General features: G+C 56.6%; 25 protein-coding genes and 1 pseudogene. 14 read left to right on the forward strand and 12 right to left on the reverse strand.

Going from position 1 to position 25,750, the window contains the following annotated elements:
• Positions 1–3: 3 nt before the first annotated feature.
• From recF to dnaA, 3 genes are all read right to left on the reverse strand, one after another.
• Positions 4–1,068, reverse strand: coding sequence for a DNA replication/repair protein RecF (gene recF / locus L2W58_RS04220; RefSeq protein WP_236101766.1), 1,065 nt, complete (start codon positions 1,066–1,068; stop codon positions 4–6).
• Between the two features lie 6 nt (positions 1,069–1,074).
• Positions 1,075–2,235 (reverse strand): DNA polymerase III subunit beta, encoded by a 1,161-nt coding sequence (gene dnaN, locus L2W58_RS04225; RefSeq protein ID WP_236101767.1) that lies wholly within the window; start codon positions 2,233–2,235, stop codon positions 1,075–1,077.
• Between the two features lie 231 nt (positions 2,236–2,466).
• Positions 2,467–3,789: a chromosomal replication initiator protein DnaA gene (dnaA, locus tag L2W58_RS04230; RefSeq protein WP_236101768.1), complete on the reverse strand. Its 1,323-nt coding sequence runs from the start codon at positions 3,787–3,789 to the stop codon at positions 2,467–2,469.
• A gap of 360 nt (positions 3,790–4,149) precedes the next feature.
• On the opposite strand from dnaA, the gene L2W58_RS04235 reads away from it, so the two are divergent.
• The 3 genes from L2W58_RS04235 to L2W58_RS04245 all read left to right on the forward strand — a co-directional run bounded on the left by L2W58_RS04235 (position 4,150) and on the right by L2W58_RS04245 (position 8,257).
• On the forward strand, positions 4,150–5,310 hold the full coding sequence (locus L2W58_RS04235; protein WP_236101769.1) for an aminotransferase class V-fold PLP-dependent enzyme: 1,161 nt from the start codon (positions 4,150–4,152) through the stop codon (positions 5,308–5,310).
• Between the two features lie 131 nt (positions 5,311–5,441).
• Positions 5,442–6,809, forward strand: a complete 1,368-nt coding sequence (gene trkA / locus L2W58_RS04240; protein WP_236101770.1) for a Trk system potassium transporter TrkA — start codon at positions 5,442–5,444, stop codon at positions 6,807–6,809.
• Entirely contained in the window at positions 6,806–8,257 is a 1,452-nt protein-coding gene (locus L2W58_RS04245; RefSeq protein ID WP_236101771.1) for a TrkH family potassium uptake protein, read from the forward strand. The genes trkA and L2W58_RS04245 overlap by 4 nt, the downstream gene beginning before the upstream one ends.
• Before the next feature lie 189 nt (positions 8,258–8,446).
• Here L2W58_RS04245 and L2W58_RS04250 read toward each other — a convergent pair whose 3' ends face one another.
• A complete protein-coding gene (locus L2W58_RS04250) occupies positions 8,447–8,821 on the reverse strand; it encodes a tetratricopeptide repeat protein (protein WP_236101987.1) in 375 nt (124 codons plus the stop codon).
• 126 nt (positions 8,822–8,947) lie between these two features.
• Positions 8,948–9,121 (reverse strand): hypothetical protein, encoded by a 174-nt coding sequence (locus tag L2W58_RS04255; protein WP_236101772.1) that lies wholly within the window; start codon positions 9,119–9,121, stop codon positions 8,948–8,950.
• A gap of 51 nt (positions 9,122–9,172) precedes the next feature.
• Here L2W58_RS04255 and L2W58_RS04260 point away from each other — a divergent pair, with 51 nt between their 5' ends.
• Complete coding sequence (locus tag L2W58_RS04260) at positions 9,173–9,703, forward strand: nitroreductase family protein (protein WP_236101773.1); 531 nt, start codon at positions 9,173–9,175, stop codon at positions 9,701–9,703.
• 316 nt (positions 9,704–10,019) lie between these two features.
• On the opposite strand, the gene L2W58_RS04265 is transcribed toward L2W58_RS04260, so the two are convergent.
• The 7 genes from L2W58_RS04265 to L2W58_RS04295 are packed head-to-tail and all read right to left on the reverse strand — an operon-like array spanning position 10,020 to position 14,621.
• Positions 10,020–10,646 (reverse strand): IMPACT family protein, encoded by a 627-nt coding sequence (locus L2W58_RS04265; RefSeq protein WP_236101774.1) that lies wholly within the window; start codon positions 10,644–10,646, stop codon positions 10,020–10,022.
• Entirely contained in the window at positions 10,634–11,116 is a 483-nt protein-coding gene (locus L2W58_RS04270) for an HIT family protein (protein WP_236101776.1), read from the reverse strand. Before L2W58_RS04270 ends, L2W58_RS04265 begins: the two co-directional genes overlap by 13 nt.
• Positions 11,117–11,159: 43 nt before the next feature.
• Positions 11,160–11,396 carry a hypothetical protein gene (locus L2W58_RS04275; RefSeq protein ID WP_236101778.1) on the reverse strand — a complete coding sequence of 79 codons (237 nt, stop codon included), beginning with the start codon at positions 11,394–11,396 and terminating at the stop codon, positions 11,160–11,162.
• Positions 11,397–11,411: 15 nt separating this feature from the next.
• Positions 11,412–12,260, reverse strand: coding sequence for a ParB/RepB/Spo0J family partition protein (locus L2W58_RS04280; protein WP_236101780.1), 849 nt, complete (start codon positions 12,258–12,260; stop codon positions 11,412–11,414).
• Positions 12,239–13,012 (reverse strand): ParA family protein, encoded by a 774-nt coding sequence (locus L2W58_RS04285; protein ID WP_236101782.1) that lies wholly within the window; start codon positions 13,010–13,012, stop codon positions 12,239–12,241. The genes L2W58_RS04280 and L2W58_RS04285 overlap by 22 nt, the downstream gene beginning before the upstream one ends.
• Positions 13,009–13,725 carry a 16S rRNA (guanine(527)-N(7))-methyltransferase RsmG gene (gene rsmG / locus L2W58_RS04290; protein ID WP_236101784.1) on the reverse strand — a complete coding sequence of 239 codons (717 nt, stop codon included), beginning with the start codon at positions 13,723–13,725 and terminating at the stop codon, positions 13,009–13,011. The genes L2W58_RS04285 and rsmG overlap by 4 nt, the downstream gene beginning before the upstream one ends.
• A complete protein-coding gene (locus L2W58_RS04295) occupies positions 13,722–14,621 on the reverse strand; it encodes a LysR family transcriptional regulator (protein ID WP_236101786.1) in 900 nt (299 codons plus the stop codon). Before L2W58_RS04295 ends, rsmG begins: the two co-directional genes overlap by 4 nt.
• A gap of 156 nt (positions 14,622–14,777) precedes the next feature.
• Between L2W58_RS04295 and L2W58_RS04300 the strand changes: the two genes are divergently transcribed.
• From L2W58_RS04300 to L2W58_RS04340, 10 genes and pseudogenes are all read left to right on the forward strand, one after another.
• The gene (locus tag L2W58_RS04300; protein ID WP_236101788.1) at positions 14,778–15,998 is read left to right on the forward strand and encodes a M20/M25/M40 family metallo-hydrolase; all 1,221 of its coding nucleotides are present in this window, start codon (positions 14,778–14,780) and stop codon (positions 15,996–15,998) included.
• Positions 15,976–17,211 (forward strand): threonine synthase, encoded by a 1,236-nt coding sequence (locus L2W58_RS04305; protein WP_236101790.1) that lies wholly within the window; start codon positions 15,976–15,978, stop codon positions 17,209–17,211. Before L2W58_RS04300 ends, L2W58_RS04305 begins: the two co-directional genes overlap by 23 nt.
• A 68-nt stretch (positions 17,212–17,279) precedes the next feature.
• Entirely contained in the window at positions 17,280–18,758 is a 1,479-nt protein-coding gene (locus L2W58_RS04310) for a pyridoxal-phosphate dependent enzyme (RefSeq protein WP_236101792.1), read from the forward strand.
• 98 nt (positions 18,759–18,856) lie between these two features.
• The gene (locus L2W58_RS04315) at positions 18,857–20,434 is read left to right on the forward strand and encodes an N-acyl-D-amino-acid deacylase family protein (protein ID WP_236101794.1); all 1,578 of its coding nucleotides are present in this window, start codon (positions 18,857–18,859) and stop codon (positions 20,432–20,434) included.
• Between the two features lie 236 nt (positions 20,435–20,670).
• Positions 20,671–20,775: pseudogene (locus L2W58_RS13035) on the forward strand (DctP family TRAP transporter solute-binding subunit); the annotation flags it as partial.
• 79 nt (positions 20,776–20,854) lie between these two features.
• On the forward strand, positions 20,855–21,550 hold the full coding sequence (dctP, locus tag L2W58_RS04320; protein ID WP_338033064.1) for a TRAP transporter substrate-binding protein DctP: 696 nt from the start codon (positions 20,855–20,857) through the stop codon (positions 21,548–21,550).
• A gap of 17 nt (positions 21,551–21,567) precedes the next feature.
• The gene (locus L2W58_RS04325) at positions 21,568–22,146 is read left to right on the forward strand and encodes a TRAP transporter small permease (RefSeq protein ID WP_236099229.1); all 579 of its coding nucleotides are present in this window, start codon (positions 21,568–21,570) and stop codon (positions 22,144–22,146) included.
• A gap of 21 nt (positions 22,147–22,167) precedes the next feature.
• On the forward strand, positions 22,168–23,460 hold the full coding sequence (locus tag L2W58_RS04330; RefSeq protein ID WP_236101796.1) for a TRAP transporter large permease: 1,293 nt from the start codon (positions 22,168–22,170) through the stop codon (positions 23,458–23,460).
• A gap of 51 nt (positions 23,461–23,511) precedes the next feature.
• Entirely contained in the window at positions 23,512–24,723 is a 1,212-nt protein-coding gene (locus tag L2W58_RS04335) for a YgeY family selenium metabolism-linked hydrolase (RefSeq protein WP_236101798.1), read from the forward strand.
• 21 nt (positions 24,724–24,744) lie between these two features.
• Positions 24,745–25,740: an ornithine carbamoyltransferase gene (locus L2W58_RS04340; protein ID WP_236101800.1), complete on the forward strand. Its 996-nt coding sequence runs from the start codon at positions 24,745–24,747 to the stop codon at positions 25,738–25,740.
• The last annotated feature ends 10 nt before the right edge of the window (positions 25,741–25,750 follow it).

Here is a 25,750-nt window from a genome sequence, read left to right on the forward strand (position 1 = left end):
TTTTCATTCCTCCCGTCTGGTTATACGCCCTTCCCTCACGGTCCATAGAGATCCGGGCCAGCTAATAAGGTCGTCCTCGGCCGTGGCTGCGAATATCTGCCACCCAGAGGAGACCAGGGTCTCTACCGTTATGTCCCTGCCGGATCGATCCAGCTCCGAGGCCACCTCGTCCAGCAGCAATATGGGAGACCGCCGCAGCTTTCTCTCCACGGCCCATCCCGCCGCCATCACCATAGCCAGAGAGGTCCGTCTTCTCTGACCTCTGCTGAATCTGGAAGACGCCTCCATACCGGAGGCCTCTATCGTCAGATCGTCCCTATGAGGCCCCACCAGAGGCCGTCCCGAGCCGATCTCGGACCGTCTTCTGGACCGGACTCCCTCTACATATCCGCCGGAAGGGTTTCTGGAAAGATCCACGCCCCCTCTCGAAAGGGCCAGATCTATCGGTCCCGGAAGAAGGTCGGAGAAGCTGTCCAGTCCCATGGTCACGGCCAGGGAGGCCTTTTCCCTGCAGGTCCATATCCACTCCGCCATAGGAGCCATTACCGAGTCGATAAGCTCGGTGTTTTTGCCCTCGGACAGAAGAGCCCTCTTGTGTCTGACCGCCCGTCTGTACTCTGTAAGTTTCAGGGCGTAGACCGGGTATAGAAGTGCGCAGAGGACGTCCAGAAACCTCCTCCTGACCGACGGACCTCCTTCTATGAGTGCCAGGTCCCCCGGCAGAAAGGCCAGAGCCGGAACCCTGAACCTTATGGAGGCGCAGTTACTCCTTTTTCCGTCACATTTCATGGCGCATCGGGACGTGACCGAGGACTGCACCAGGACGTCCTCTTCGCCTCCGAAGGTCCCCTCCAGGAATCCCCTGGACTCGTCGGAATCCCAGTTCAGAAGAGGCGATTTCCTTAGAGACTTGAACGGTCCCCATCCCGTGAGAATGTGAAGGCTTTCGAGAATATTGGTCTTGCCCGCTCCGTTTGGACCTATCAGGAGGTTGAGCTTTTTATCCCACTTTATCCTTCCGGTCTCGAGGTTTCTGAAGTTTCTGGTTCCGCTCTCGGAGAAGAACACGATGTCCTATAGGTCGTCTCCGCCGTCGTCCAGACCGTCCAGGTCGGCGCTCTTGAGCTTTATGGGCATAAGCATGTAGAGAAAATCGCTTTCGTTGGGCCTGAGCATCATCATCTGCCCCTCTTGGCCGTTGAAGGAGAGGGATACCTTGTCTCCGTGGAAGGCCTTCAGTCCGTCTATGAGAAAGCCGACGTTGAAGGCTACCTTGAGGGACTCGCCCTTTATCATTCCGTCCACTATCTCGGTGGCCTCGCCTATCTCAGGGGCCCTTCCCGAGAGTTTCAGGTCCCCTCCGGGCGACAGTATCAGGACGACCATCCGACTGTGGTCCCTGACCACCACGTCGACCCTCTCCAGAGCAGATATGAACTGGGATCTATCGACGTCCAACGTGGTGGTGGTGTTGGGGCTCAGTATCCTCTCGTAGTTGGGAAAGGACGAATCCACCCTTCTCACCGAGAACTCCAGAGAGTCCAGTCGGAAATAGCCCAGAGCGCCGTCTACCGATACGTTCACCTGAAGCTCCTCCCCAAGACCGGAGAGTATCCTCAGAAATTCCCTCACCGACGCCAGAGGCAGCAACATATCCTGTTCCGGGCTTTCCTTGTCGACGTAGGCCTTGGACAGAGAGAGCCTTCTGCCGTCGGTGGACACGCAGTGGCATTCTCCGGATTTGACCTGAAGGAGCTCCGCTCCAAGGTATTTGGGGAATTCCTCCCCCATGCTTCCGGCTATGCCTCCCTCGTCCAGGATCCTGTGCAGCTCGCTCTTTCCCAGTACGCAGAAGGAAGAGGCTCCCTCCGGAGAGGGGAGAGGAGGAAAGTCGTCGGCGGGATAGGTGGTGAAACGGTATCTGTTTCTACCGGAGAGTAGGGTTCCGGTTCCTCCCTCCGCCACCTCGACCGTAAATATGGAAGTGGGAGCCTTCTTGAAGAGCTCTCCGACGACCTTTACGGGAAGGACGGCCTTTCCCGGTTCGTCTACCGTGATCCCTTCCGACTTGACCTTGACGGATGTCTTAAGATCCGTTGCCTGTAGAGTTACGTTTCCATTTTCAGCAGTACAGAGTATTCCGGACAACACGCTAAGGGTGCTCTTCTGTGCCGCGACCCTTTCCGCTACGTTCCAGCTCTTCATAAAGGCGGTTTTGTCTATGGTGAGTCTCATCGTGGATAGTCCTCCCTCTGTGTTCTTCTATGGTCTTTATTATTTAGTTATAAGCAGTCGTCGTAGTATAGGCTGTGTATAAGTGGATATCCCTCTCGATCCCTTGTCGCCGTGAGTTGTCCACTGTGGATAAGTCTGTGTCGGATCGGAGGATCGTTATTCACATTATCCACAGGATTTTTGTGAATAAGCGGAAAGGTCGAGTTATCCACATGGAGTCCCACTGTGATTTCACAGCTTAGACTCGATGTTATCCACAATTCCCTTCACTCTGGCGTTGTCCTGTAAAAGTTGCTCTATCTTCTTCTGGGCGTGGAGAACCGTAGTATGGTCCTTCTTGTTGAAGGCCGATCCTATCTGTTGAAGGCTGCTCTCCGTGTGTTTTCTGCATATGAACATGGCTATCTGTCTCGCCAGGGCTATCTCCGAGGTCCTCTTGCTGCTGGTGAGATCCTCCACCGTGAAGGAGCATTCCTCCGCGACGATCTGCTGTATAAGGTCTATGCTGACCGGTCCCTTGGAGGTATGTCTCACTATGTCCTTGAGCCATTCCGAGGTGTTTTCCACCGTGACCGGCTCGCTGTTGAGCTCCGCACAGGCTATAACCCTGTTGAGGGCCCCCTCAAGCTCCCTTATGTTGCTCGGTACGTTCTGGGCCAGGTAGTTTATTACGTCCTCCGGCATGGGGTAATTTCTGAACTCTGCCTTCTTAGTGAGTATGGCTATCCTGGTCTCGTAGTCCGGCGACTGTATGTCCGTCACCAGACCCCATTCGAAACGGCTGACCAACCTGTCCTCTATGGACTTTATGTCCTTGGGAGGTCTGTCCGAGCTCAGTACTATCTGTTTCTTACCGTCGTGGAGGCTGTTGAATGTGTGGAAAAACTCCTCCTGGGTGCTTTCCTTCCCTGCGAGAAACTGTATGTCGTCTATCAGCAGGAGGTCCATGGTCCTGTATCTGGCCCTGAACTCGGCGGTTCTGTTGTTTTTTATGCTGGTTATGAGCTCGTTGGTGAACTTCTCCGAGCTGACGTAGCCTACCTTGAGATTCCTGTCGTTTTGAAGGGCATGGTGCCCTATAGCGTGCATAAGATGGGTCTTCCCTAGTCCTACCCCTCCCCATATAAACAGGGGGTTGTAGGCGGCTCCAGGGCTCTCGGCGACTGCCAGACTAGCGGCGTGGGCCAGCCTGTTGGATTTGCCGACGACGAAGGAGGAAAACAGGTAGTTGGGGTTGAGTCCGTTGACCTTTCCATGCGATTCGGGTTTTATTGTCTTCTCGGCCCTCTCCTGTTCCTTTCTGTTTTCTCCTGTTCCTACGTTCAGTTTAAGTCCGTCTCCGTAACCGAGATCCCTCATTGTATCCTCCAGTATTTTCTGGAAGCGGTTCTGGATCTGCACCTTTATAAAATCGTTGGCTACGTCCAGCAAAAGAACCTCGTCCTCTATGGAGAGGGGGACGCAGGTCTTCAGCCACACGTCTACCGTTCCGTCCGGAAGTTTAGGCGTAGATGCCGCGACGATGTCTTGCCATAGTTTTTCCACGTCTTTCACAAAATTCACCTCTGAAGGGTAATATTTTCGTCCACAAAAGTTATCCACATATCCACAGTTATCCTACAACAGCCTGTGAAAAAAGAGAAGTGGCTGTTTCAGTGGCGTTACGGATTGTGGATAGTTATCCACTCAATTTGACCAAGCTTCCAGATCCACATCCCATGAGGCTTTGTGGTTTATCCACAGGTTGTCCACTTTGGTGGATAAACTGTTTTCTCAAATCCGGAGCACAAGCACCCTATGATACAACAGGACCGGGGTTTCATGTGCATAGTGGACGGTTGATGTAATCCCTTTACAGGAGCTCTTTTTTGTGAATAATATATAGTAATACTTATTATGAGAAGAGGTATCATTATGTCCGTATATGTGAACAACGCCGCCACAAGTTGGCCCAAGCCGGAGTGCGTTCCCAGAGCGGTTTTCGATTTCATGACAGGCAGAGGAGCCAACCTGGCCAGAGGGGCTGCGGCTAAGAGGGATGTGGATACTCTGGACATGGTCATGGAGTGCAGAGAGGCTCTGGCGGACCTGTTTTGTGGATATCGTGACGGCGATCCCAGATACGTCACCTTCACGTCAAACGTAACCGAATCGTTGAACATAGTCCTGAAGGGATATCTGCGTCCGGGTATGACAGTGGCTACTACATCGATGGAGCATAACGCCGTGGTCCGTCCTCTTAGGGCTCTGGAAAAAAACGGGGTTAATTTGGAAATAATTGAATGCGATGATCGAGGAAGGCTGGATCCAAGGTCTCTGGAGCTGTTGATCGAAAGCAAGACCATAGATCTAGTGGTAATGGCCCATGGAAGCAACCTATGTGGGGTTATACAGGACGTTAAGTCGGTTGGGGACATATGTAGAGACAAAGGCATTCCCTTCGTCCTCGATACGGCCCAGACCGCAGGAGTTATCCACATATCGGCGTCCGATCTGAGTCTCTCCGCCCTGTGTTTCACCGGCCACAAGGGACTGATGGGGCCTCAGGGGATAGGGGGCATAGTCTGGGAGCCCTCCTTCGCCGAAAAATGCTCCCCCTTCGTTGAGGGAGGCACAGGAAGCTTTTCCGACGAGGAGTATCAGCCAACGAGGATGCCCGATAAATTCGAGGCGGGAACCCCCAACCTACCTGCCATAGCCGGGCTTCTGGCCGCAGTTAGGTGGATAGAGAAGACTGGGATAGACGCTATCCACAGCAGGGAAATGGAGCTCGGAGAGAGGCTTCTCAAGGGACTTGTCCACATTAAGGGGATAAAGTTTCACGGTCCTTCCGATATGGAAAGCAGGCTTCCGGTGTTCGCCGTCAACTTCGATTGTGTGGACAATGGAACCCTGGCGGGGGAACTGGCCGATCTGGGGATAGAGACCAGACCTGGACTTCACTGCGCCCCTCTCGCCCATAAGACCTTGGGGAGTTTTCCACAGGGAGCTTTGAGGTTGAGCGTCGGCTATTTCAACACCGAGGAGGATGTGGATTCCACCCTGAGCCAGCTGAGTCGACTGGTGGATAGATGAGTGAGGGATAGACGGTTATGACGGCAAACCCGGTGGATATCCGCCGGGTTTGCTTTTTTTCCACCCCTACTATAAAGTGACATACGTTGTGTGATAGGTTGTTCTATAAAACGTTTGTCTTGGAGGCCGTCATGAAAGTAGTGATAGTTGGAGCCGGAAACGTGGGCTATTCCATAGCGAGAAGCCTGTCGTTGGAGGGACACGATATAGTCGTCGTGGAGAGAGATATCGAGGTCGGATCCAAGGTGGAGAACGAGCTTGACGTGTCGGTGGTTATAGGCAACGGATCCCGTCCACCGGTTTTGGAACAGGCCGGAATAAAGGCCGGATGCGACGTAGATTTTCTCGTGGCCTGTACCGACAGGGACGAGGTAAACATAATGGCCTGCTGGGTGGGCAAGAGATGCGGCGTCAAGAGGGTCATCTCCAGGGCCAGAGGTATGGAGTATACCGATACTCCCCAATGGGCCACATTCCTCGGCATAGACGTCATGAACTCTCCGGAGAGGTCCGTCGCCAGGGATATAGACGATCTTCTGGCGGTCAGCGCCGCGGTTCACGCCACGGAGCTGTTCGACGGAAAGGCCGGGTCCTATGCCTTCAGGGTCGGATCCGACTCTCCCATAGTTGGGATGACCCTCAGCGAGGTGGGACAGGAGTACCCTAATCTCTCCGCCGTTATGGTTTACGTCGAGAGGGGAAACAAGGGATTCGTCCCCTCCGGCGACTGGGTGGCAATGGAGGGGGATCTGTGTTTCATGGTCTCCTTCAAGGACAGGGTGTTTCATCTTCAGGAGCTGTTCCATCCCTCCAGCGGCAAGGGACTCCGCAGGGTGATGATAGTAGGAGGAGGAAAACTTGGAGCCCATCTGGCCAGGAGGCTGGTCAGGAGATATCCCGGCATAGACGTAAAGATATTGGACAAGAACAGGGAGAAGTGCGACAAGCTGGCGGAGGAGATGCCAAAGGTCACGGTCCTTTTCGGAGACGGAACGGACGAGAGACTGCTCCTTCACGAGGGAATAGAGGACATCGACGGTTTCGTAGCCACCACCGACTCGGACGAGCTCAACATGATTCTGACCGTTCTGGCCGATAGTATGAAGGCCAGAAAGACCGTTGCGGTGGTCCATAAGGAGCTTTACTCCAGGCTGGCCGAGGACATGCCCATAGACTCGGTGGTGAACCCCAACGAATCCCTGGCCTCCTTGATACTCCGCCACGTCAGGTATCCGGAGACGGCGGGGTCTTTGTCCCTCATAGACAGGATAGGAGCGGAGATGCTGGAGGTTACGATACCGGAGGACAGCCCGGTGGTGGGCAAGAAGCTGATGGAAGTGGGACTTCCCAAGGGGGTCCTCTTCGCCATGGTCAACAGGAAGGGGAACATCATACTTCCCAGAGGGGACATGGTCATAAAAGAAGACGACACGGTCTCCATCTTCGCCACGGGGGATCTTCTGCCCAGGGCTCTCAGGATTTTGGGGATACAGGGATGAGATTCGGTCTGGTATCCAGGGTGCTTGGCCTGCTCTGCGCCATAGTATCCCTCTCCATGACCTGGCCTCTCTACTGGAGCCTGAAGGACGGTTCCAACGACATCAGGGCGTTTCTGGCCGCCATAGCTGTAGGATTTATATCGGGAGCGGCTCTCTACCTGGCGGGAAGAGGAGAGGACTACCAGGAGCTGGGAATAAGGGAGGCCTTCGCCGTGGTCACCCTTTCCTGGGTTTTGGCCTCGGCAGTAGGAGCCTTGCCCTTCTACTTCGCCGGGTCGGTTGATACCTACACGGACGGTTTCTTCGAGGCCATGTCGGGTTTCACCACCACGGGAGCGTCCATTTTGACCGATATACAGTCAAATCCCAGGGGGATCCTGTTTTGGCGCAGTCTGACCCATTGGTTAGGTGGAATGGGGATCATAGTTTTGAGCCTGGCCATCCTTCCCTTTATCGGGGTAGGGGGAATGCAGCTCTTCAAGGCAGAGGTTCCCGGTCCCACCCCGGAGAAGCTCACCCCCAGGGTTCAGCAGACGGCCGTGCTTCTCTGGGGGGTCTACGTCCTTCTGTCCGGCGCCGAGGTGCTGGCCCTGGCGGCCGGTGGAATGGATCTGTTCGAATCCCTGACCCACACCTTCGGTACCATGGCGACTGGGGGATTTTCCCCACTCAACGGCAGCATCGGACAGTACGGGAACCCCTATTTCGACTGGGTCATAACGATTTTTATGTTCCTGGCCGGGGCTAACTTCACTCTGCACTACATGGCTCTTAGAGGGAAGCCCCTCAGCCTCTGGAGGGACGAGGAATTTCGGTTCTACACCAAGGTAATTCTGTTTTCCACCGTTACGATAACCCTCTCTCTTCTGGTCTTCGGAGGATACGCCTCGGCGGAGAGGGCTCTGAGGGAAGCGGCCTTTCAGGTGGTCAGCATAGTAACCACAACCGGTTATGCCACGGCGGACTTCGACCTGTGGCCCCAATACTGTCGGTTTCTTCTGCTCCTTCTGATGTTCGTAGGGGGCTGTGCCGGTTCCACCGGAGGTGGGATGAAGAACGTCAGGATAATGGTCATCCTGCGGAGGGTGGGCATGGAGATAAAGAGGCTTCTTCATCCCAGACAGGTGATAAAGATCCGGCTCAACGGAACGGTGCTCAGGGACGACGTCATAACCTCGGTTACGGCCTTCTTTATCCTCTACATCGTGCTCTTCGCTCTGGCGACCCTTGCCATGGCCGCCATGGGGTTGGACCTTACGGCGGCTATATCCAGCGTAGCAGCCACACTCGGCAACATCGGCCCCGGTCTGGGAATGGTAGGTCCCACCCAAAACTATCACTGGATCTGCGCTCCGGGCAAATGGCTCCTCTCTCTGTGTATGCTGCTCGGCAGGCTAGAGATATTCACGGTAGTGATGCTCTTTTTCCCCGGTACTTGGAAGAGATAGGCTGAAACCACACTGCGGCAGGCCTAAAAGACTGGCTCGAACGGGCTCCACCGAAACGACCTCTCCGAGAAGTAGCGTTTTTAGATATGACCTTTAGAGATTTCCGTCACAAACGACGAAGGAAGGGACCCAAAACTGGGTCCCCTCCTTCGTCGTGTTTCCCGGGAAACATCCCGGTTTTTTAGGAAACTACAGGCTGTTGAGCCCCATCTCCGATATCGATCTGGCCGCACCTATGCAGCCGTTTCTCTTCGCTGTCTCCAGCCAATGCTCCGCCTTATCCTTTTGCCCCATTTTGGCGTAGAGAGAGGCCAGACTCATCTGAGCGGTAGCGTTGCCCTGATAGGCCGATAGGCTCAGCCACTTGAGAGCCTGATCCCTGTCGGCGGTGACCAGATAACCGGCGGAATAGGCCTCTCCAAGTACCCTCTGAGCCTCCGAATCTCCCTGTTTCGCAAGTTTATGGATCGACTGAAACTCTCGGGAGTCCACCGCACCTACCCAGCCTGGGGCTATAGCACAGAGAGAGAACAACGCGAATATCAAAAACATAGCCTTGAACATATTCACAGAAAACACCTCTTTTGGAGACGTATTTAGGATCTTTTACAGCTCGGATTATACATCTCCTTTTGGCGAATGCAATAGAAAGAGAAAAAGAAAGATAAGTGAAACTCGTTTTGTTTGATTTTATGTTTTTCTATTGTTCAATCCTATTCCGTCTCTACGTTTAAGTTCCTCCCTCACTGTTTCGGTTAGAGCCATGGAGGCCTGATCTGTTCGGCCGGATATTTCGTCCAGAAGGTAGAGAAGGTCGGTGGAGCCTATCTTTCTAAGGGAAATCCCCTCGTTGTCGTGTGTCATTGCTTCGAGACCTCCTTTCCTGGAAAATGATATCGAAAGGACGTGATATTCATGAATATGCTTAAAGTGATGCTGTCTCGCAGAAGCGTCAGGGCTTTCGACAGGGATAAGCCGGTCGAAAGCTGGAAGAAGGATGCGGTGATAGCAGCCGCAACCTCGGCACCCAGCGCGAAAAATTTGAGGCCCTTCAGGTTCCTGGTGCTGGACGACAGGGAGATACTGGACGATCTCGGAAACGTCCTGTCTCAGGGCAAGCCCTTCAAGGAGTGCGATTTCGCCGTGGCGGTCTGTGCCGATCTGTCCGATTATCCCGATGGAAGCCTGGGATGGCTGGAGGACTGCTCCGCAGCCCTGGAAAACATGCTTATAGAGGCCACCTCGCTCGATCTCGCTTCCTTCTGGTTCGGGGTCTATAGAAGGGATCCCAAGGAAGGACAGGTCCGGTCGGTTCTGGAGGTTCCCTCCCATGTGGAGGTCCAGGGAATAGGGGTCTTCGGCTACGGTGCCGAGTCCGTTCCGGCCAGAGAGGGAGTCGACAGCTCCGTGGTCAGATACGGCAGATGGGGAGACTTCAAGGCCTGATTTTTGGGAAATACAGGGCGACGAAGATCTTGATCTTATTTGACTAAAGGCATCTATAAAAAAACACTCCTCGGAGAGGTCGTTTCGGCAGAGCCCGTTCGAGCCCGTATTCCCGACCGGCCGTCGTGTAGTACGGATGGGGCGACAGGACGTCGCCCCAAGCCGAGGGGGCACAGGACGTGCCCTCCGAGGCGATTCGTACGAAACAGGCAGGTCGGGAATACGTTCGGGCGAGACAGGGCGGAGCCGAAATGACCTCTCCGAGGAAACTCGGAAGTGCGTTTTTAGAGGTGTCCTAAAAAGGGATGGGAGGACCTCAAAGGCTCTCCCATCCCTCTATTATCCCTCTGAGTCTGAGGTCCTCCATGGTCTCTTCCGCCCTACCCAGCAGGGAGATGGGGATTTCCACCTTTACCGAGACCTTCTCCCCGAAGGACGGCGCCACGTTTTCCTCCGGTATTCCCAGAGCTGTCAGATGGTGGAGACAGTCTCCGTAGCCCTCGTATCCGACGGTGAAACCTAGAGGTTCGGTGACGGTCCTCTCCTCTCTGGGACAGGTCTCCAGAACTCCCTGAGCGGAGGCGGAGTAGGCGTCTATCAGTCCTCTGACCCCCAGCTTCACCCCGCCGAAATATCTGGTCACCACTATGGCCAGATCGTAGAGGTCCGCCTTTACTACCGCCCCCAGTATAGGACGTCCAGCCGACCCCGAGGGTTCGCCGTCGTCGGAGCAATGTTCCGTCGTTTTTGGAAATCCGACCCTGTAGGCCCAGCAGTTATGTCTCGCGTCGGAGTACTTCTTCGATATAGACTCTATGGCCTCCTTGGCTTCCTCCACCGTATCGGCCGGCACCGCCGTAGCTATGAACTCCGATCTCCTCTCCTTCAGGGAGAACCGTCCTTCCTTTATTATCCTGACGTATCTGTCCTCTAATCGGGCCATGCTTCTTTGAATATCCTGTATGTCTCCTCCAGCGATTGGGGGACCACCCTTACGTCTCCCATCACCGGCATGAAGTTGGTGTCCCCGTTCCACCTCGGAACCACGTGCATATGTACGTGATCGGCGACCCCCGCACCGGCTACCTTGCCTATGTTTATGCCCAGGTTGAATCCCTCGGGGTTCATCGTCCTCTTTATCACGTCCATGGAGGTGGAGGTAAGACGGTGCATCTCCGCCACCTCCATGGGGTCCAGGGATCCGTATTCGGAGGTATGCCTGTACGGGACCACCATTAAATGCCCAGAGTTGTATGGGTATCTGTTAAGTATGACGAAGCAGCTTTCCCCTCTAAAGAGGATAAGGTTCTCCTCGTCGTCTTCCTGTGCCGGAAAAACGCAGAATATACATCCCGAGGGTTTTTCTCCGCTCTGGATATAGGCGGCACGCCAGGGTGCGAATATCTTCTTCATAATAGTAGGTCCTCCTGATCGCCGGATATTTCCCGGGAAATATCTAGCCCTTTTTCCCGTCTCTCTTGTTCAGTACATCCCTTACGCCGTAGATCCCGTGGAGGATGCCGACAAAGGTCCCCCCGATCGTGCAGGCGGACAGAGTCCAGTCGGGGTAGCCCTGTCTCAGTAGATATCTCCCCAAATAGAGGCCCATGAGCACGTATCCTCCGAACAACAACGCCAGAGAGACTATCTTGCCGAAGACGACCAGGTCGCTTAGGTCTATTTTCTGTCTCATGGAGAAGGGCCTCCTTTATTTCCCGGGAAATAAACGGTCGCTTTCGCGGGAGAGTATATCGCCTATCCTCTCTATCTGGTCTCTGTTCAGTCCCGAGAGGATGAGTTTCATCTTTCTTCCTCTTCCCGTCATGGATACCCCGACGTCGTGTCGAGAGAGGCTTTCTCCCCAGGAAGGGACTCTTTTTATCCGTTTTTCCTTGGGGAGGTCTTTAGTGGCTTCGGCGACCTTTTTTTCCAGTTCCCGAACGGTCCAGTCTTTTTCCGCCGCGGTGTCTCCCATCTTTATCATCGACTCGCTGGAGTCCAGGGACAGGAGCGCTCTCCCGTGTCTCTCCGATAGGGTGCCCTCGGATATCAGTCTCAATACCTCCGTCGGAAGTTTCAACAGTCTGAGCTTGTTCGCCACCGCCGGACGGCTCCAACCCACCTTCTCCGCCAGATTGTCCTGAGACAGGGAGAAACGATCCATCAGTTCCTTGAGGGACATGGCTACCTCGACCGGCGACAGATCCTCTCTCTGTACGTTCTCCACCAGGGAGACCTCCAGTATGGCTCCGTCGTCTCCGTCGAACATGTGAACCGGCACGTCCTTGATCCCGGCCTCTCTGGCGGCCCTCCATCGTCTTTCTCCTGCGACTATCATGTATCCGCCGTCTTTTTTCGTGACCAGCAGAGGTTGAAGGATGCCGTGTACCTTTATGGAAGCGGCCAGTTCCCCTATGCCTTCTTCGTCGAAGTCCTTTCTCGGTTGATCCGGGTTGGGTTTGAGCTCCTTGACCGGGAGGGTCTTGGGTATCGAAGGGGTCACGTCCTTGGGGAGCAGGGCGTCCAGTCCCTTGCCTAAAGATCTTCTTTGAGCCATCGGCCTTCCACCTCTCTTGCCAGATCCCTGTAGGCCAGGGCTCCTTTGCAGTTTTCCTGATAGTAGCTTATGGGTTTGCCGTAACTGGGCGCCTCCGACAGGGTGACGTTTCGGGGTATCAGGGTCTCGAAAGCGGCATTGCCGAATCCCTCCCTTACCTCAGTTACGACGTCGTTGGCCAATCTGGTCCTGCTGTCGAACATGGTAAGCACGACCCCGTCCATGTTGAGGTTTGGATTCAGGTACTGTCTTACCAGGTCCACCGTCCTGGCCAGCTGGCCGACTCCCTCCAGGGCGTAGTACTCGCACTGAATGGGGATCAATAGCCGTTTTGCCGCGACCAGGGCGTTGACGGTAAGAAGCCCCAAGGACGGTGGGCAGTCCACTATGGCTATGTCGTAAAGGTCGTCCACCGTGGATAAAGCCCCCTTCAGCCTGGACTCCCTGCTTATGGCGGAGGAAAGCTCTACCTCCGCTCCGGCCAGGTTTATGTTGGCTGGGACCAGGGAGACCCCTTCCCATGGGGTCTCCACGACGACGTCCTGTACCTCGGAGTCGTCGATAAGTATGTCGTAGAGGCTCTTGGGGGAGTCCCCCTTGTCGTGTCCCAATCCGCTGGAGCAGTTGCCCTGGGGATCGGTGTCAACCACCAGTACCCTATGTCCCAGCCTTCCCAGCTCCGCCGACAGGTTGACGCAACAGGTCGTTTTTCCTACTCCGCCTTTTTGGTTCGTCACGGCTATGGTGATCATCTCTTCGCCTCCCACCAGGGTTTTTTCTCCGCCTTGCCCGGCCGTCTAGGGTAGACCTCCGGACAGTGGGATTTCTTTCGGAACGCCAACAGGAATCCCTGACGTTCTCCGTTTACGTAGTCGAATATCCTGGGATAGTCCAGCCCCAAAAGATCCCACCGTCCCTTTATCTTTGCCAGCTCCTCCCGATATCCCGGACCTTTTATGGACAGAGCGGTGCCCCCTAACTTCACGAGGGGGGAGAGGTACTCTGCCACTATGCCGGCCTCGCTGACCCCTCTTGCCGCCGCCATGTCGTATACCTCCCTTTCCTCCAGGGCCAGCTGTTCCGACCGTCCCCATATGACCGAGACGTTCTCTACCTCCAACTCGGATACTATTGACTCCAGAGCTCCGGTTTTCTTGCTCTGGCTGTCCAGAAGGGTTATCTCCAGGTCGGGGCGGCATATTGCCCAGGCGAGCCCCGGAAGCCCGCCTCCCGTTCCCACGTCGACGACCCTGCCGGAATGGGGCAGGAGCTCCAGTGCGAAAAGGGAGTCTCTGACGTGGTCCTTCCAAATGGTATCCTCGTCCTTGGGGCCCGTTAGCCTGACCTTGTCGGAGGACCATCGAGCCAGGATTTCCGAATAGACCCTGAGTTTCGTCTCGATATTCTCGTCCAGAGGGGGGATTTCCACCGTTACGTGAACCTGATCCGACGTGCAGTAATTCATAGCGCCGCCCTCTTTTCCAGTATTCTCCTGAAGGCCCAGCCGGCGAAACTCAACCCGGTAGACTGTCTGTAGAAACATACCACGTCTATTCTCTTCATCTCCAATCCTTCTATAGATAGGGATACCAGATCCCCTTTTCTCAGGTCCTCCGCAACCGTGCCGTGGTTTATGAAAGCGACTCCCACGCCGGCCTTGACGAAGGCCCTGGCCACGTCCCTGCTGTTGACGAAGGTGCCCCTGTGTTGTCCCACCCTCTGTTCCATCAGATACTCCTGTACGAAGGGACAGAGGGAGCAGTCCTTCTCGTAGAGTATAAGCTGTTCCTCGTTCAGGTGGGAGGGGGTCACCGACGGCAGAGTTGCGAGGGGATGGTCTTTCGACGCCACCAGGACTATATGGTCCTCTCCTATTGTGAAGGTCTTCAGGTCCTTGTCGTTGAAGGTCCTGGCGTTCCCCTCCAGTATGGCTATCTCTATCTCTCCTCTTCGGAGCATCTCCTGTATGTCCGGGTCGTTTCCGGTCTGTACAGTCATGGCCACGTCGGGATGCTCGTTTCTGAACGCCTCCACCAGAGAGGGAAGGACCATCGTCCCCACGTAGGTGGACACCCCGAGCTCCAGTTTACCGTATCTCATTGCCTGCATCTCCCTGAATTTTCCCGGGATGGAATCGGCTCTCTGGAGGACGTCCAGCGCCAGTGTGTAGAGGGCGTTCCCCTCGGGGGTGAGGGACAGGCTCCTTCCCCTCCTGTTGAAGAGGACGACGTCGTACTCTTTTTCCAGAGTCGCGATATGCTGGCTCACCGAGGGCTGAGACAGATATAGCCTTTCGGCTGTCCTGGTGAAGGATCCTTCCTCCACCAGGGTGCAGAAAGTCCTAAGTTGATGTAGCGACATTGTCGTCCCTCCTCAGATGGAAATAGGTTCTTCCTATAATAATACTCCAATCTCGATCGGAACGCTTTATATATAGGACAACCTGATGGATTGGATTATCTTTTCTTTATTGATACTGATAACGCTCGGTGTATCCTGTAAAAGGAGGTGATGTCCATGGACGAAGCCAGACGGGACGATCTGGTCCAACTCTGTCAGGGGCTGGTTAGATATCCCAGCCCCTCCGGAGGGGAGGGCGAGATCGCCGCCTTTTTGCGGTCCGTCATGGTGTCCCTGGGTTACGACTCCGTCCAGGTCGACGGTTACGGCAGCCTGATAGGCACGGTGGACTTCGGTTCTCCCGGTCCAACTCTGCTCTTGGAGGCCCAGATGGATCACGCCGAGTCGGGAGACCCGGGAGAGTGGCGCCATTATCCCTTCGGGGGCCGGGTCGAATCGGGTCGGATCTACGGTCGGGGTGCCACCGATCAGAAGGGCATATTGGCCGCCATGGTGCTGGCCCTGGCCTGGCTGAAGCAGGATAGGGGAGATTTACTCTGCGGCAGGGCAGTCATGGCCGCCATGGTGCACCAGGAAAGCTTCGAGAGGGCCGCCTCCAAACTGGTGGCGGAGAGGGTGAGGCCCGACGGGGTAGTGTCCGGAGAGCCGTCGGACCTGACGGTGGAACGGGGGCAGAGGGGAAGGGCCTCCATAGCGGTAGAGACCTTCGGCCGTATGGAACACAGCTCCATGGGGGACAACAGCTCGGCTGACATGATGGTCCGACTGGTCTCCCGGCTCAAGGAGGACTACGTTCCAAAGGTGGACCCCTTCTTCGGAGAGGCTACCATGACTCTAACCAGCCTTCACTCCTATCCGGCGGACGTAAGGACCACCATGCCCATCCGTTGCAGGGGCACCTTCGACAGAAGGATCCTTCCCGGCGAGACCGCCCAGTCCGTGATGAGAGATATAGAGGCGTCCATTTCCTCCGCCATGAGGGATATCCCGGGCTTGAAGGCTCGGGCCTTTCTGGACGGAGGCGACGGACACTGCTACACCGGAGCGATGATAAGCTCCGAGGGATTCGCTCCGGCCTGGGAGATCGAGGCGGAGCATCCCTTCGTAGAAATGGTCCTGGACGGCGTCGCCGAGGCGGGGCTGGAACCGGTTCTCTCGAACAGGTCCGGTTTCGGAACCAACGGATGTATATATGGAGGAGACATGTCGGTCCCCACGGTGGTCTTCGGCCCCTCAAGGAGGGAGCTCGCCCACGTGGTGGACGAGTACATAGAGGTGGATCAACTGGCCCTCGGCTGTAAATGCTACGGTTCCATAGCCGAGAAGTTTCTTGCTCGAAAGGAGGAGATCCCAGGTGGGGAAGGCAGTAAAGCTTGAGTGCGCCATCTGCGGAAAGATCTACGATCCCGATCCGGAGTTCACCACCTGTCCCGACTGCGGCATAGACGGGACCATGCACGTTCTCTACGATTACGAGGAAATCAGGGAGACCATGACCGCAGAGTCTCTGGCGAGGGATCCGAACAGGTCCCTGTGGCGCTACCTTTCACTGCTTCCGGTTTCGGACGTCGATGCCGTCCCGGCACTTCAGGTGGGGTGGACCCCCCTATACGATTCCAAGGCCCTGGCCGAGAGATACGGCGTAGGTCGCCTTCTGGTCAAGGACGACGGAAGAAACCCCACGGCGTCGTACAAGGACAGGGCAAGCGCCGTCGCAACCGCCATGGCGAAGGAACTCGGACGGGACGTGGTGGCCTGCGCCTCCACCGGCAACGCCGCCAGCTCCCTGTCGGGATTCGCGGCTGTCTCCGGGCTGAAAAGCGTGATATTCGTTCCCGAGGCCGCGCCGGAGGCCAAGGTAACCCAGCTTCTGGTCTACGGATCCCGGGTGTTCTCCGTCAGGGGAGACTACGAGGAGACGGTCAATCTCGCCATAGAGGCCATAGATTCGGAAGGCTGGTACAACAGAAACTGCGCCATTAACCCATATCTGGTGGAGGGAAAGAAGACCTGCGCCATGGAGATAGCCGAGCAGATGGGATGGAAGGTCCCGGACAGGGTTATAACCTCCGTCGGAGACGGCTGCATAATAAGCAGCCTCTACAAAGGATTCCTGGACCTCAAGAGGATCGGCCTGATAGACCGGATTCCGGCCATAACCGGCGTCCAGGCAGAGGGAGCCTGTCCCATCCACGACGCGGTACTGTCCGGAGCGGATAGGGTGACCTTCGGTCCCGCCGATACCTTGGCGGACAGCATATCGGTTGGCGCTCCCAGGAACTGGGCCAAGGCGCTGAACGCCGTGAGGTCCAGCGGAGGGACCACCGTGACCGTGTCGGACCAGGAGATACTGGAGGCCATGACGGAGCTGGCCCGGGCCACAGGGGTCTTCGGAGAGCCAGCCGGCGTGACGTCCTTCGCCGGATTCAGGAAGATGGCGGACCAGGGAACGCTGGGATCGGACGAGACGGTCGCCATAGTGGTGACGGGAAACGGACTCAAGGACGCGGCCTCGGCCAGAAAAGCGGTGGAGGCACCTACATCGGTGGATCCGTCGATGGAGTCGTTCCTCAAGGTGTTGAAACGGTAGAGACGTAATCCAATAAATTTTATTTTGTAATATAAAAATACATAAATATGAGGAGAGTGTGTCTAAAGATGTCGTATAACATAATAGACCTCACCGTAAACGAGAAACAGCTCGAAAGCGCCGTCGAGAGGGCCAGGGAAAAGGAAATCGTAATTCCCACCTTCGCCGAGATGAAGGACCCCTCGAAGGTCCCGGCCAAGATAAAGGAAAAGCTGGGCTCGGTGGGACTCTGGGACGTGGATCCTCTGAACCTGTTTCGAATAACCTGGAAGAACGAGCCGGTCAAGGACGGCGGACTGTACGACGGGGTCAACTTCGTCGAGCTTCCCGAATCACTCACCGGGGTCAAGGCCAGGATCTTCGCCCTGGTGGGAAAGTGGTTCCCCACCGGAGCCCACAAGGTAGGGGCGACCTTCGGCTGTCTCGCCCCCAGGCTCGTGACGGGGCAGTTCGACCCGGTGAACCAAAGGGCGGTCTGGCCCTCCACCGGAAACTACTGCCGCGGCGGAGCCTACAACGCCCAGCTCCTGGGATGCGAGTCCATAGCCATTCTTCCCGAGGGAATGAGCCGCGAGCGTTTCGACTGGCTCAAGAAGGTGGCCGGAGAGGTAATAGCCACCCCCGGATCGGAGAGCAACGTCAAGGAGATATTCGACAAGACCTGGGAGCTCAGGAAGACCAGGGACAACGTGGTCATCTTCAACCAGTTCGACGAGATGGGCAACCCCCTCTGGCACTACGTCGTGACGGGAAACGCCATAGAGGAGATGCTGAAGCAGGTGATGGGCAAGGACGACCGCTACTTCGGCTGCGCCTTCACCACCGGGTCCGCCGGGACCATAGCCTGCGGCGACTACATGAAGGAGCTTTTCCCTGCGAGCAAGATAGCCGCCTCCGAGGCCCTTCAGTGTCCCACCCTTCTATGGAACGGATGGGGAGCCCACAGGATAGAGGGCATAGGGGACAAGCACGTGCCCTGGGTCCACAACGTTAAGAACACCGACATGATAATCGACGTGGACGACGAGGACTCCATGGCCTGGATCCGGCTGTTCAACGAGCCAGCCGGAAGGGACTACCTCAAGAAGAAGGGAGTGCCGGAGGATCTGGTGGATTCCCTCGACCTGGTGGGGATCTCCGGAGCGGCCAACATAATATCCTGCATCAAGATGGCCAAGTACTACGAGCTGACAGAGAAGGACGTCCTGGTGACCGTCCTCACCGACTCGATGGAGCTGTACAACTCCCGTCTGGCCGAGATGGAGGAGGAGTACGGTCCCTACGGCGAGATAGACGCCGCGGTGGACTTCCACCAGCACATCAGAGGGCTCTCGGTGGACTACATGCAGGAACTTTCCTACAGGGACAGAAAGAGGGTCCACGACCTCAAGTACTACACCTGGGTGGAGCAGCAGGGCAAGTCCATGGAGGAGCTGGACGCTCAGTGGTACGACGCCGAGAACTACTGGGGCGAGATCCACGGCATGGCGGACAAGATAGACGAGAAGATCAGAGAGTTCAACGACAAGACCGGATTGCTGAAATAAAGTCAGCTTAGATCAAGGTCCTGACCCCCTCTTGAGGACCTCGAGAGGGGGCCTTTTGTAAGCTATCTCCGAGTTTTTTTATGGAAGGGTGATTCATCTTGTTCGACCTCCTTATTACAGGGGCCTCCATAGTGGACGGCAGCGGAAGAGATCCCTTCGTCGCCGATCTGGCCGTTAAAGACGGCCTCGTCGCAGCCATAGGTTCGAATCTCGGACTGGCGGAGGAGACGATAGAACTCGCAGGCAAAACCCTGGTCCCGGGGTTCGTGGACGTTCACGGTCACTCGGAGCTGAGGGCCATGACCGACCCCGACGTGTCTCCTAAGCTGCTTCAGGGCTACACCTGCGAGCTGGCGGGAAACTGCGGAGTGGGAGTGGCCCCTGTCAGGGAGGAGGAGAAGGCCTCTCTTGCCCAGGAGGTGGCGGGGATATTGGGCAGAGGTCCCGACGTCTGGAACTGGAACTCCTTCCCCGAGCTGCTGGACCGGATGGAATCGGGGGCCTACGGACTCGACCTGGGGCTTCTGGTGCCTCACGGGCCTCTGAGGAACTACGTCATGGGAGAGAGGCGTTCCGGCCTCGCATCGGAGAGGGACATCGAGGAGATGACCGCCATTCTTCGGGAGGCCATGGACGCCGGTGCCTTTGGCCTGTCCACCGGGTTATTCTACGATCCCTGTTGCTACGCCGACTCGAAGGAGCTGACCGCCCTCTTCGAGACGGTCTCCGGCAGAGGCGGCATCGTGTCGGTCCACCAGAGAAACGAGGGCGATAGGATACTTGAGTCCCTGGAGGAGATCCTCGCTCCGGCAGAGTCCTCCGGGGTCAGACTTCAGATATCCCATCTGAAGGTGGGAGGAGAGAGAAACCGCCATAAGCTGGACAGGGTTTTGGAGACCATCGAGAGATACGCCGAGAGAGGTTGCGACGTTTCCTTCGATCAATACCCATATTCGGCCGGGTCCACGTCCCTCTACAGCCTGTTGCCCCCCTCGTATCTCGCCCTTGGATTTAGCGAGGTCAAGCGGCGTCTTGATGATAAAGTAGAGAGAGGAAACATCCGAGGACAGATGGAAGAGCCGGAGGGCTGGGACGGCGTCTACTCCATGCTGGGCTGGGACGGGATAATCCTGACCGGTGCCGATCTGGAGGAGAACCGGAGGTTCCTGGGTCGGACTCTGAGGGAGATAGGCGAGATGAGGGGGCAGGATCCCTTCGATTCCTACTTTGACCTGATCTCTAAGGAGGGGAAGGCGTTGACCATGATTGACTTTATCACCGACGAGGATTCGGTGGAGAGGATAATGGTCCATCCCCTTCAGTGCTTCGGCACGGACGGCCTCTATTCCGGCTGTCCTCATCCCAGAACCTTCGGATGTTCCTACCGTGTTCTGGATCGTTACGTGAAGGGCAAAAAACTTTTGACCCTTCCGGAGGCGATTCGAAAGCTTTCGTCCCTTCCGGCCCAAAGGGCCGGTTTCGACGACAGGGGACTCCTGTCGGTCGGCTTCAGGGCCGACATGGTCGAGCTGGACCTGGACGGTCTGGAGGATCGGGCGGACTACGGTTCCCCCTCTCTGACAGGTAGGGGGATTCCGTCCGTCTGGGTGCGAGGACGACCGGCCGTCAGGGACGGCGAGGTGGTATCTCGGGAGGGACGTCTCGTCAGGAGGTGACGTATGGAAAAATTGGAGGGAGACACTTAAGGGGAGATAGTCCTATGGTTAAAAGAACAGGAGAAAAGGAGGCGTATTGAGATATGAAGCGTAGAGTGACGATTATAGCCCTGGCGTTGGTGGTGGCCCTGTGTTCCTCCGCTCTGGCGGGACCTAAGGTCCTCAAACTGGCCCATCTGAACCCTCAGCAGCCCTTTGAAAACGCAACTGGAGCCATGGCGGCGGTGTTCAAGAGCATGGTCGAGGCCGGTACCAACGGCTCGGTTCAGGTGAAGATATTCCCGGCGGGACAGCTCGGCAACGAGAGAGAGACCATGGAGCAGGTCAAGGTCGGAGTGGTCCAGAGCTACATAGCCTCCGCCGGAGGAATGGCCCCCTTCTACCCCCTTTACGGCGTCCTGCGCAGTTCCCAACTACGCGGTGGCCTGGAAGGTCTTCGACGGCCCCTTCGGCGAGTATCTCAAGGAGGATATCAAAAAGGTCACCGGCTTCAGGGTCCTCGGTTTCGGCGAGGCGGGTGGTTTCTTCCAGCTCTCCAACAGCGTCCGTCCCATAAAGACCGTGGAGGACATGAAGGGTCTCAAGATGCGCACCATGACCCTTCCCACCCATCAGAACCTCATGAAGACCTACGGAGCCGCCGCTACCCCCATAGCCTGGGCCGAGGTCTACACGGCGCTCCAGACCGGAGTGGCCGACGGTCAGCATAACCCCCTTCCCATAGTCCTTCTCGGGAAGCTCTACGAGGTTCAGAAGTACCTCACCCTGACCAACCACATATACAGCACCTACTGCTGGATCATGAACGACGAGTTCTGGGACGGCCTCAGCGATGACGAAAAAGAGGTAGTCAACTCCTCCGCTATAACCGCCATAGTGGCCGGACGGGGCCTCAACAGGATCATCGAGGGCTCCGATAGAGGACTTCCAACCATCATAGAGAAGGGCATGGAGGTCAACACCCCGACTCCGGAGGCCATGGAACAGTTCCGCGAGATGGGCAAGGACTCGGCAATGGTATTCATAAAGGAGAACTTCGGCGATAAGGGCGTGGAGATAGCGGATCTCTATCTCGAGGCCATAGACGAAGCAGTGGACGAGCTGGAAGACGATTAGTCTTTCCGGACAGGTCCATGACGAAGGATAGAAAAAGCGCGGGCCGGGGAGTTTTCTCCCTGGCCGAGCGCCTCGGAAACGGTCTGGAGAGGTTCCTGGAGGTCCCGGTACTGATACTGTCGATCGTCATGACCGCATCGGTGCTCGCCGGGGTCTTCTTCCGATACGTCCTTCGATCCCCACTGGGATGGAGCGAGGAGCTCTCCCGTTACATCATGATATGGATGGCCCTGCTGTCGGTGGCTCTTTGTATATGGAGGCAGGAGCACGTTGGAGTGACCATGTTCATAAAAAAACTTCCCCGGCTTCTGGCCAAGACCCTCGTCTTCGCCTCCAACGGACTGGTCATGTTCTTCCTCTACATACTTCTGGCCTATGGGCTCAAGATGGCCGAGAGGGGCAAGTCCCAGATAGCCACCGGACTTGGGACCACCATGGAATGGTGGCTCATGGCGGTGCCAGTCAGCGCGGGCATCTGCATGGTGATGCTGGCCTGCAAGATGGTGCTGGACGTCAGACGGAGGGATCTGGACGAAATTCTGATGTCGGAGGAACTGGTGGACGCGGTCAAGAGAGAGGAAGGACTGGACTTTTAGCAGTGAACGGGGGGATTTTATATGACCGGATTCCTTAGCGCCTCCTTCGCCATACTGATAGCGGTGGGGATGCCCATAGGGTTCGTCCTGGGAGTGGCGGGACTTCTCGGTATGGTCAAGATGGGCGGTGGAGCCGTCTTGAACCTGGTGCCTCAGAGGTACTTCGCAGGGGTGGACATGTTTACACTGATGGCCATGCCCTTCTTCATACTGGCGGGAGAGATCATGAACAAGACCGGCATCACCCAGAGGCTGGTCAAGTTCAGCAACATACTGGTGGGACATCTCCAGGGAGGACTGGCCCACGCCAACATAGTGGCTTCAATATTCTTCGCGGGTATAACCGGAGCGGCGGTCAGCGACACCGCCGCCATAGGATCCATGCTCATACCGGCCATGGTGGACGAGGGATACGACAAGGACTTCTCGGCGGCCATAACCGCCGCGTCCTCCATAATCGGCCCCACCATACCGCCGTCGAACATAATGGTTATCTACGGGGCCTTCATGCAGGTCTCCATAGCGGGGCTCTTCATGACAGGGCTCGTCCCGGGGCTGCTGCTAGGGGTGGCCCTCATGATAATGACAGCCAGGATATCCAAGAAGAGGGGATATCCTGTTGGAGAGAGAAGAGCCACGGTAAAGGAGATGCTGGTCGGACTGAAGGACGCCATAGTGGCCCTTCTGATGCCCCTGATAATACTGGGGGGAATTCTCTCCGGCATGTTCACCCCCACCGAGGCGGCCGCAGTAGCCGTGGCCTACGCCATGGTGCTGGGCTTCTTCGTCTACAGAAACCTCACCTTGAGGGACATGGTTCCCCTGTTTCTCAAGATGGCCAGGACCACCGGGGTGGTCTTTCTGGTCATAGCAGCCGCGTCCATTTTGGGATGGGTGCTCACCATAGAGCAGATCCCGGAGAAGGTCGCCACCTTCATGTTGAGCATAAGCGACAATCGCTACGTCATCATGGGGCTCATCCTGATCATGCTCCTGGTGGTGGGTATGTTCATGGACATAGCGGCGGCACTCATAATACTGGGTCCTATCCTTCACCCTCTGGCGGTGCAGCTGGGATACCATCCGCTTCACTTCGGGATCATCATGGTCCTGGCGCTCAACATAGCCCTGATGACCCCGCCGGTGGGGGCCTGTCTGTTCGTGGCCTGCGGCATAAGCAAGCTGACCCTGGAGCAGATAAGCCGGGAGATACTGCCCTTCATTCTGGTGGAGCTGGCGGTCCTTTTGCTTATAACCTTCGTTCCGGCCATACCTCTGGCCCTTCCGGGAGCCATGGGGCTGCTGGCTCGGTGAACGAGAAGCAACCTTACATAACATAAAAAATCGAAAGCGAGGCGTTATCTCTTGAAGATCCCTTTTGATCAGGTGGTGGCGAAGGCGGAGGAGTACAAGGACGATATGACCCGTTTCCTCAGGGACATGATAGCCCTGCCCAGCGAGAGCTGCGGCGAGGAGGCCGTCATAAAGAGGATCAAGGAGGAGATGGAGAAGGTAGGTTTCGACAGGGTGGAGATAGATCCCATGGGCAACATCCTGGGATATCTGGGACGGGGCAAGCACCTGATCGCCATGGACGCCCACATAGACACGGTCGGCATAGGGGAGATAAAGAACTGGAAGTTCGATCCCTATAAGGGCATGGAGGAAGGCGACGTCGTAGGAGGCCGCGGAGCCAGCGACCAGGAGGGCGGAATGGCCGCCATGGTCTACGCCGGAAAGATAATAAAGGACCTGGGGCTCGAGGACGACTACACCCTTCTCGTCACTGGGACGGTCCAGGAGGAGGACTGCGACGGCCTCTGCTGGCAGTACATAATAGAGGAGGACGGAATACGTCCCGAGTTCGTCGTCAGCACCGAGCCCACCGACTGCCGGATCTACCGGGGCCAGAGGGGAAGGATGGAGATAAAGGTCGAGACCGGAGGCATAAGCTGCCACGGCTCCGCCCCTGAGAGAGGGGAGAACGCCATATACAAGATGGCCCCTATCGTCATGGAGCTTAGAGCCCTCCACGAGAACCTGAAGGACGACGACTTCCTGGGCAAGGGCAGCCTGACCATATCCCAGATATTCCACAAATCCCCGTCCCGGTGCGCCGTGGCGGACGGATGCACCATATCGATAGACCGCCGTCTGACCTGGGGCGAGACCTGGGAGGGAGCCCTTCAGGAGGTCAGAAACCTTCCCGCCGTCAAGGAGGCCGAGGCGGAGGTGTCTCTCTACACCTACGAGAGGCCTTCCTGGACCGGCCTGGTATACCCGACCGACTGCTACTTCCCGGCCTGGAAGCTGGAGGAGGAGCACCCGGCCTGCAGGACCCTTGTGGACGGCTACAGAAGGCTGTTCGACCGGGAGCCCGTGGTGGACAAATGGACCTTCTCCACCAACGGCGTCTCCATAATGGGCCGCCACGGCATACCGGTCATAGGCTTCGGACCAGGCAAGGAAGAGGAGGCCCACGCCCCCAACGAGAAGACCTGGAAAAGCCACCTGGTGACCTGCGCCGCCATGTACGCCGTCATCCCGGGAATCTACGTGGACGAACACTGCGATTAAAACGAAAGGGGAACTTTACGGATGAACACGATATTTAGAGGCAAGGACTTCATTACACTGGAGGAGTGGACCAAGGAGGAGATAGACACCCTCCTGGAGGTATCCAAGGACCTGAAAAAGGACTTCGCCATGGGCAAGACGACCCCCTATCTGCCATACCAGACCGTCTTTCTCATGTTCTTCGAGCAGTCCACCAGGACCAGAAACTCCATGGAGGCGGGGATAACCCAGCTCGGCGGACACGCCCATTTCCTGGACACCAGCACCATGCAGGTATCCCACGGAGAGGTCGCCAAGGACACAGCGGTCATCCTATCCCGTATGGGCCACGCCATAGCCTGCCGCAACTGCTTCTGGGGAATAGGAAACGCCTATCTGAGGGACATGGCCAAGTATTCCTCCGCTCCTATCCTCAACCTTCAGGACGACCTGTTCCATCCCATGCAGGGACTGGCGGACCTGTTGACCATACAGGAGAAGAGGGGCAGCGACGTCAAAAACCTCAAGGTCTCCATCATCTGGGCCTACGCCACAACCCACAAGAAGCCCATCTCCGTGCCTCTGACCCAGAGCCTTCTGTTCCCTCGATACGGCATGGACGTTACCTTGGCCTATCCCGAGGGCTACGACCTTCCCGACTGGGTCGTCGAGCAGGCCAAGAAGCACGCCGAGAGCACCGGCGGATCCTTCAGGATAACCCACGACCAGGAGGAGGCCTACAAGGACGCCGACGTGGTCTTCCCCAAGAACTGGGGCTCCTGGTTCAAGAACCCAAGCACCGAGGTGGTAGACGCCGGTCTGGAGGCCAACAAGGGCTGGAAGTGCACCGAGGAACGTTTCGCCCTGACGAACAAGGACTGCCTCTACATGCACGCCCTTCCGGCGGACCGGCAGAACGAGGTGGACGCCTCGGTCATAGACGGCCCCAACTCGGCCATCTACGACGAGGCGGAGAACCGCCTTCACACGGCCAAATCGGTCATGGCTCTCACCATGGGAGGCAGAGGCCGCCAGTAGACTCTTCGGA

The organism is Dethiosulfovibrio faecalis (assembly GCF_021568795.1).
In the GTDB taxonomy this organism is placed as follows: Bacteria; Synergistota; Synergistia; order Synergistales; family Dethiosulfovibrionaceae; genus Dethiosulfovibrio; species Dethiosulfovibrio faecalis.

Bases quoted from the DNA above. Each gene is read 5' to 3' on its own strand.
- L2W58_RS04300 (WP_236101788.1), top strand. From the start codon at position 14,778: ATGGACGAAGCCAGACGGGACGATCTGGTCCAACTCTGTCAGGGGCTG.
- L2W58_RS04310 (WP_236101792.1), top strand. From the start codon at position 17,280: ATGTCGTATAACATAATAGACCTCACCGTAAACGAGAAACAGCTCGAA.
- L2W58_RS04235 (WP_236101769.1), top strand. From the start codon at position 4,150: ATGTCCGTATATGTGAACAACGCCGCCACAAGTTGGCCCAAGCCGGAG.
- L2W58_RS04325 (WP_236099229.1), top strand. From the start codon at position 21,568: ATGACGAAGGATAGAAAAAGCGCGGGCCGGGGAGTTTTCTCCCTGGCC.
- L2W58_RS04340 (WP_236101800.1), top strand. From the start codon at position 24,745: ATGAACACGATATTTAGAGGCAAGGACTTCATTACACTGGAGGAGTGG.
- L2W58_RS04285 (WP_236101782.1), bottom strand. From the start codon at position 13,012: ATGATCACCATAGCCGTGACGAACCAAAAAGGCGGAGTAGGAAAAACG.
- L2W58_RS04255 (WP_236101772.1), bottom strand. From the start codon at position 9,121: ATGACACACGACAACGAGGGGATTTCCCTTAGAAAGATAGGCTCCACC.
- dnaN (WP_236101767.1), bottom strand. From the start codon at position 2,235: ATGAGACTCACCATAGACAAAACCGCCTTTATGAAGAGCTGGAACGTA.
- L2W58_RS04245 (WP_236101771.1), top strand. From the start codon at position 6,806: ATGAGATTCGGTCTGGTATCCAGGGTGCTTGGCCTGCTCTGCGCCATA.
- L2W58_RS04330 (WP_236101796.1), top strand. From the start codon at position 22,168: ATGACCGGATTCCTTAGCGCCTCCTTCGCCATACTGATAGCGGTGGGG.
- L2W58_RS04265 (WP_236101774.1), bottom strand. From the start codon at position 10,646: ATGGCCCGATTAGAGGACAGATACGTCAGGATAATAAAGGAAGGACGG.
- L2W58_RS04260 (WP_236101773.1), top strand. From the start codon at position 9,173: ATGAATATGCTTAAAGTGATGCTGTCTCGCAGAAGCGTCAGGGCTTTC.
- L2W58_RS04250 (WP_236101987.1), bottom strand. From the start codon at position 8,821: ATGTTCAAGGCTATGTTTTTGATATTCGCGTTGTTCTCTCTCTGTGCT.
- rsmG (WP_236101784.1), bottom strand. From the start codon at position 13,725: ATGAATTACTGCACGTCGGATCAGGTTCACGTAACGGTGGAAATCCCC.
- trkA (WP_236101770.1), top strand. From the start codon at position 5,442: ATGAAAGTAGTGATAGTTGGAGCCGGAAACGTGGGCTATTCCATAGCG.
- L2W58_RS04280 (WP_236101780.1), bottom strand. From the start codon at position 12,260: ATGGCTCAAAGAAGATCTTTAGGCAAGGGACTGGACGCCCTGCTCCCC.
- L2W58_RS04270 (WP_236101776.1), bottom strand. From the start codon at position 11,116: ATGAAGAAGATATTCGCACCCTGGCGTGCCGCCTATATCCAGAGCGGA.
- L2W58_RS04295 (WP_236101786.1), bottom strand. From the start codon at position 14,621: ATGTCGCTACATCAACTTAGGACTTTCTGCACCCTGGTGGAGGAAGGA.
- L2W58_RS04275 (WP_236101778.1), bottom strand. From the start codon at position 11,396: ATGAGACAGAAAATAGACCTAAGCGACCTGGTCGTCTTCGGCAAGATA.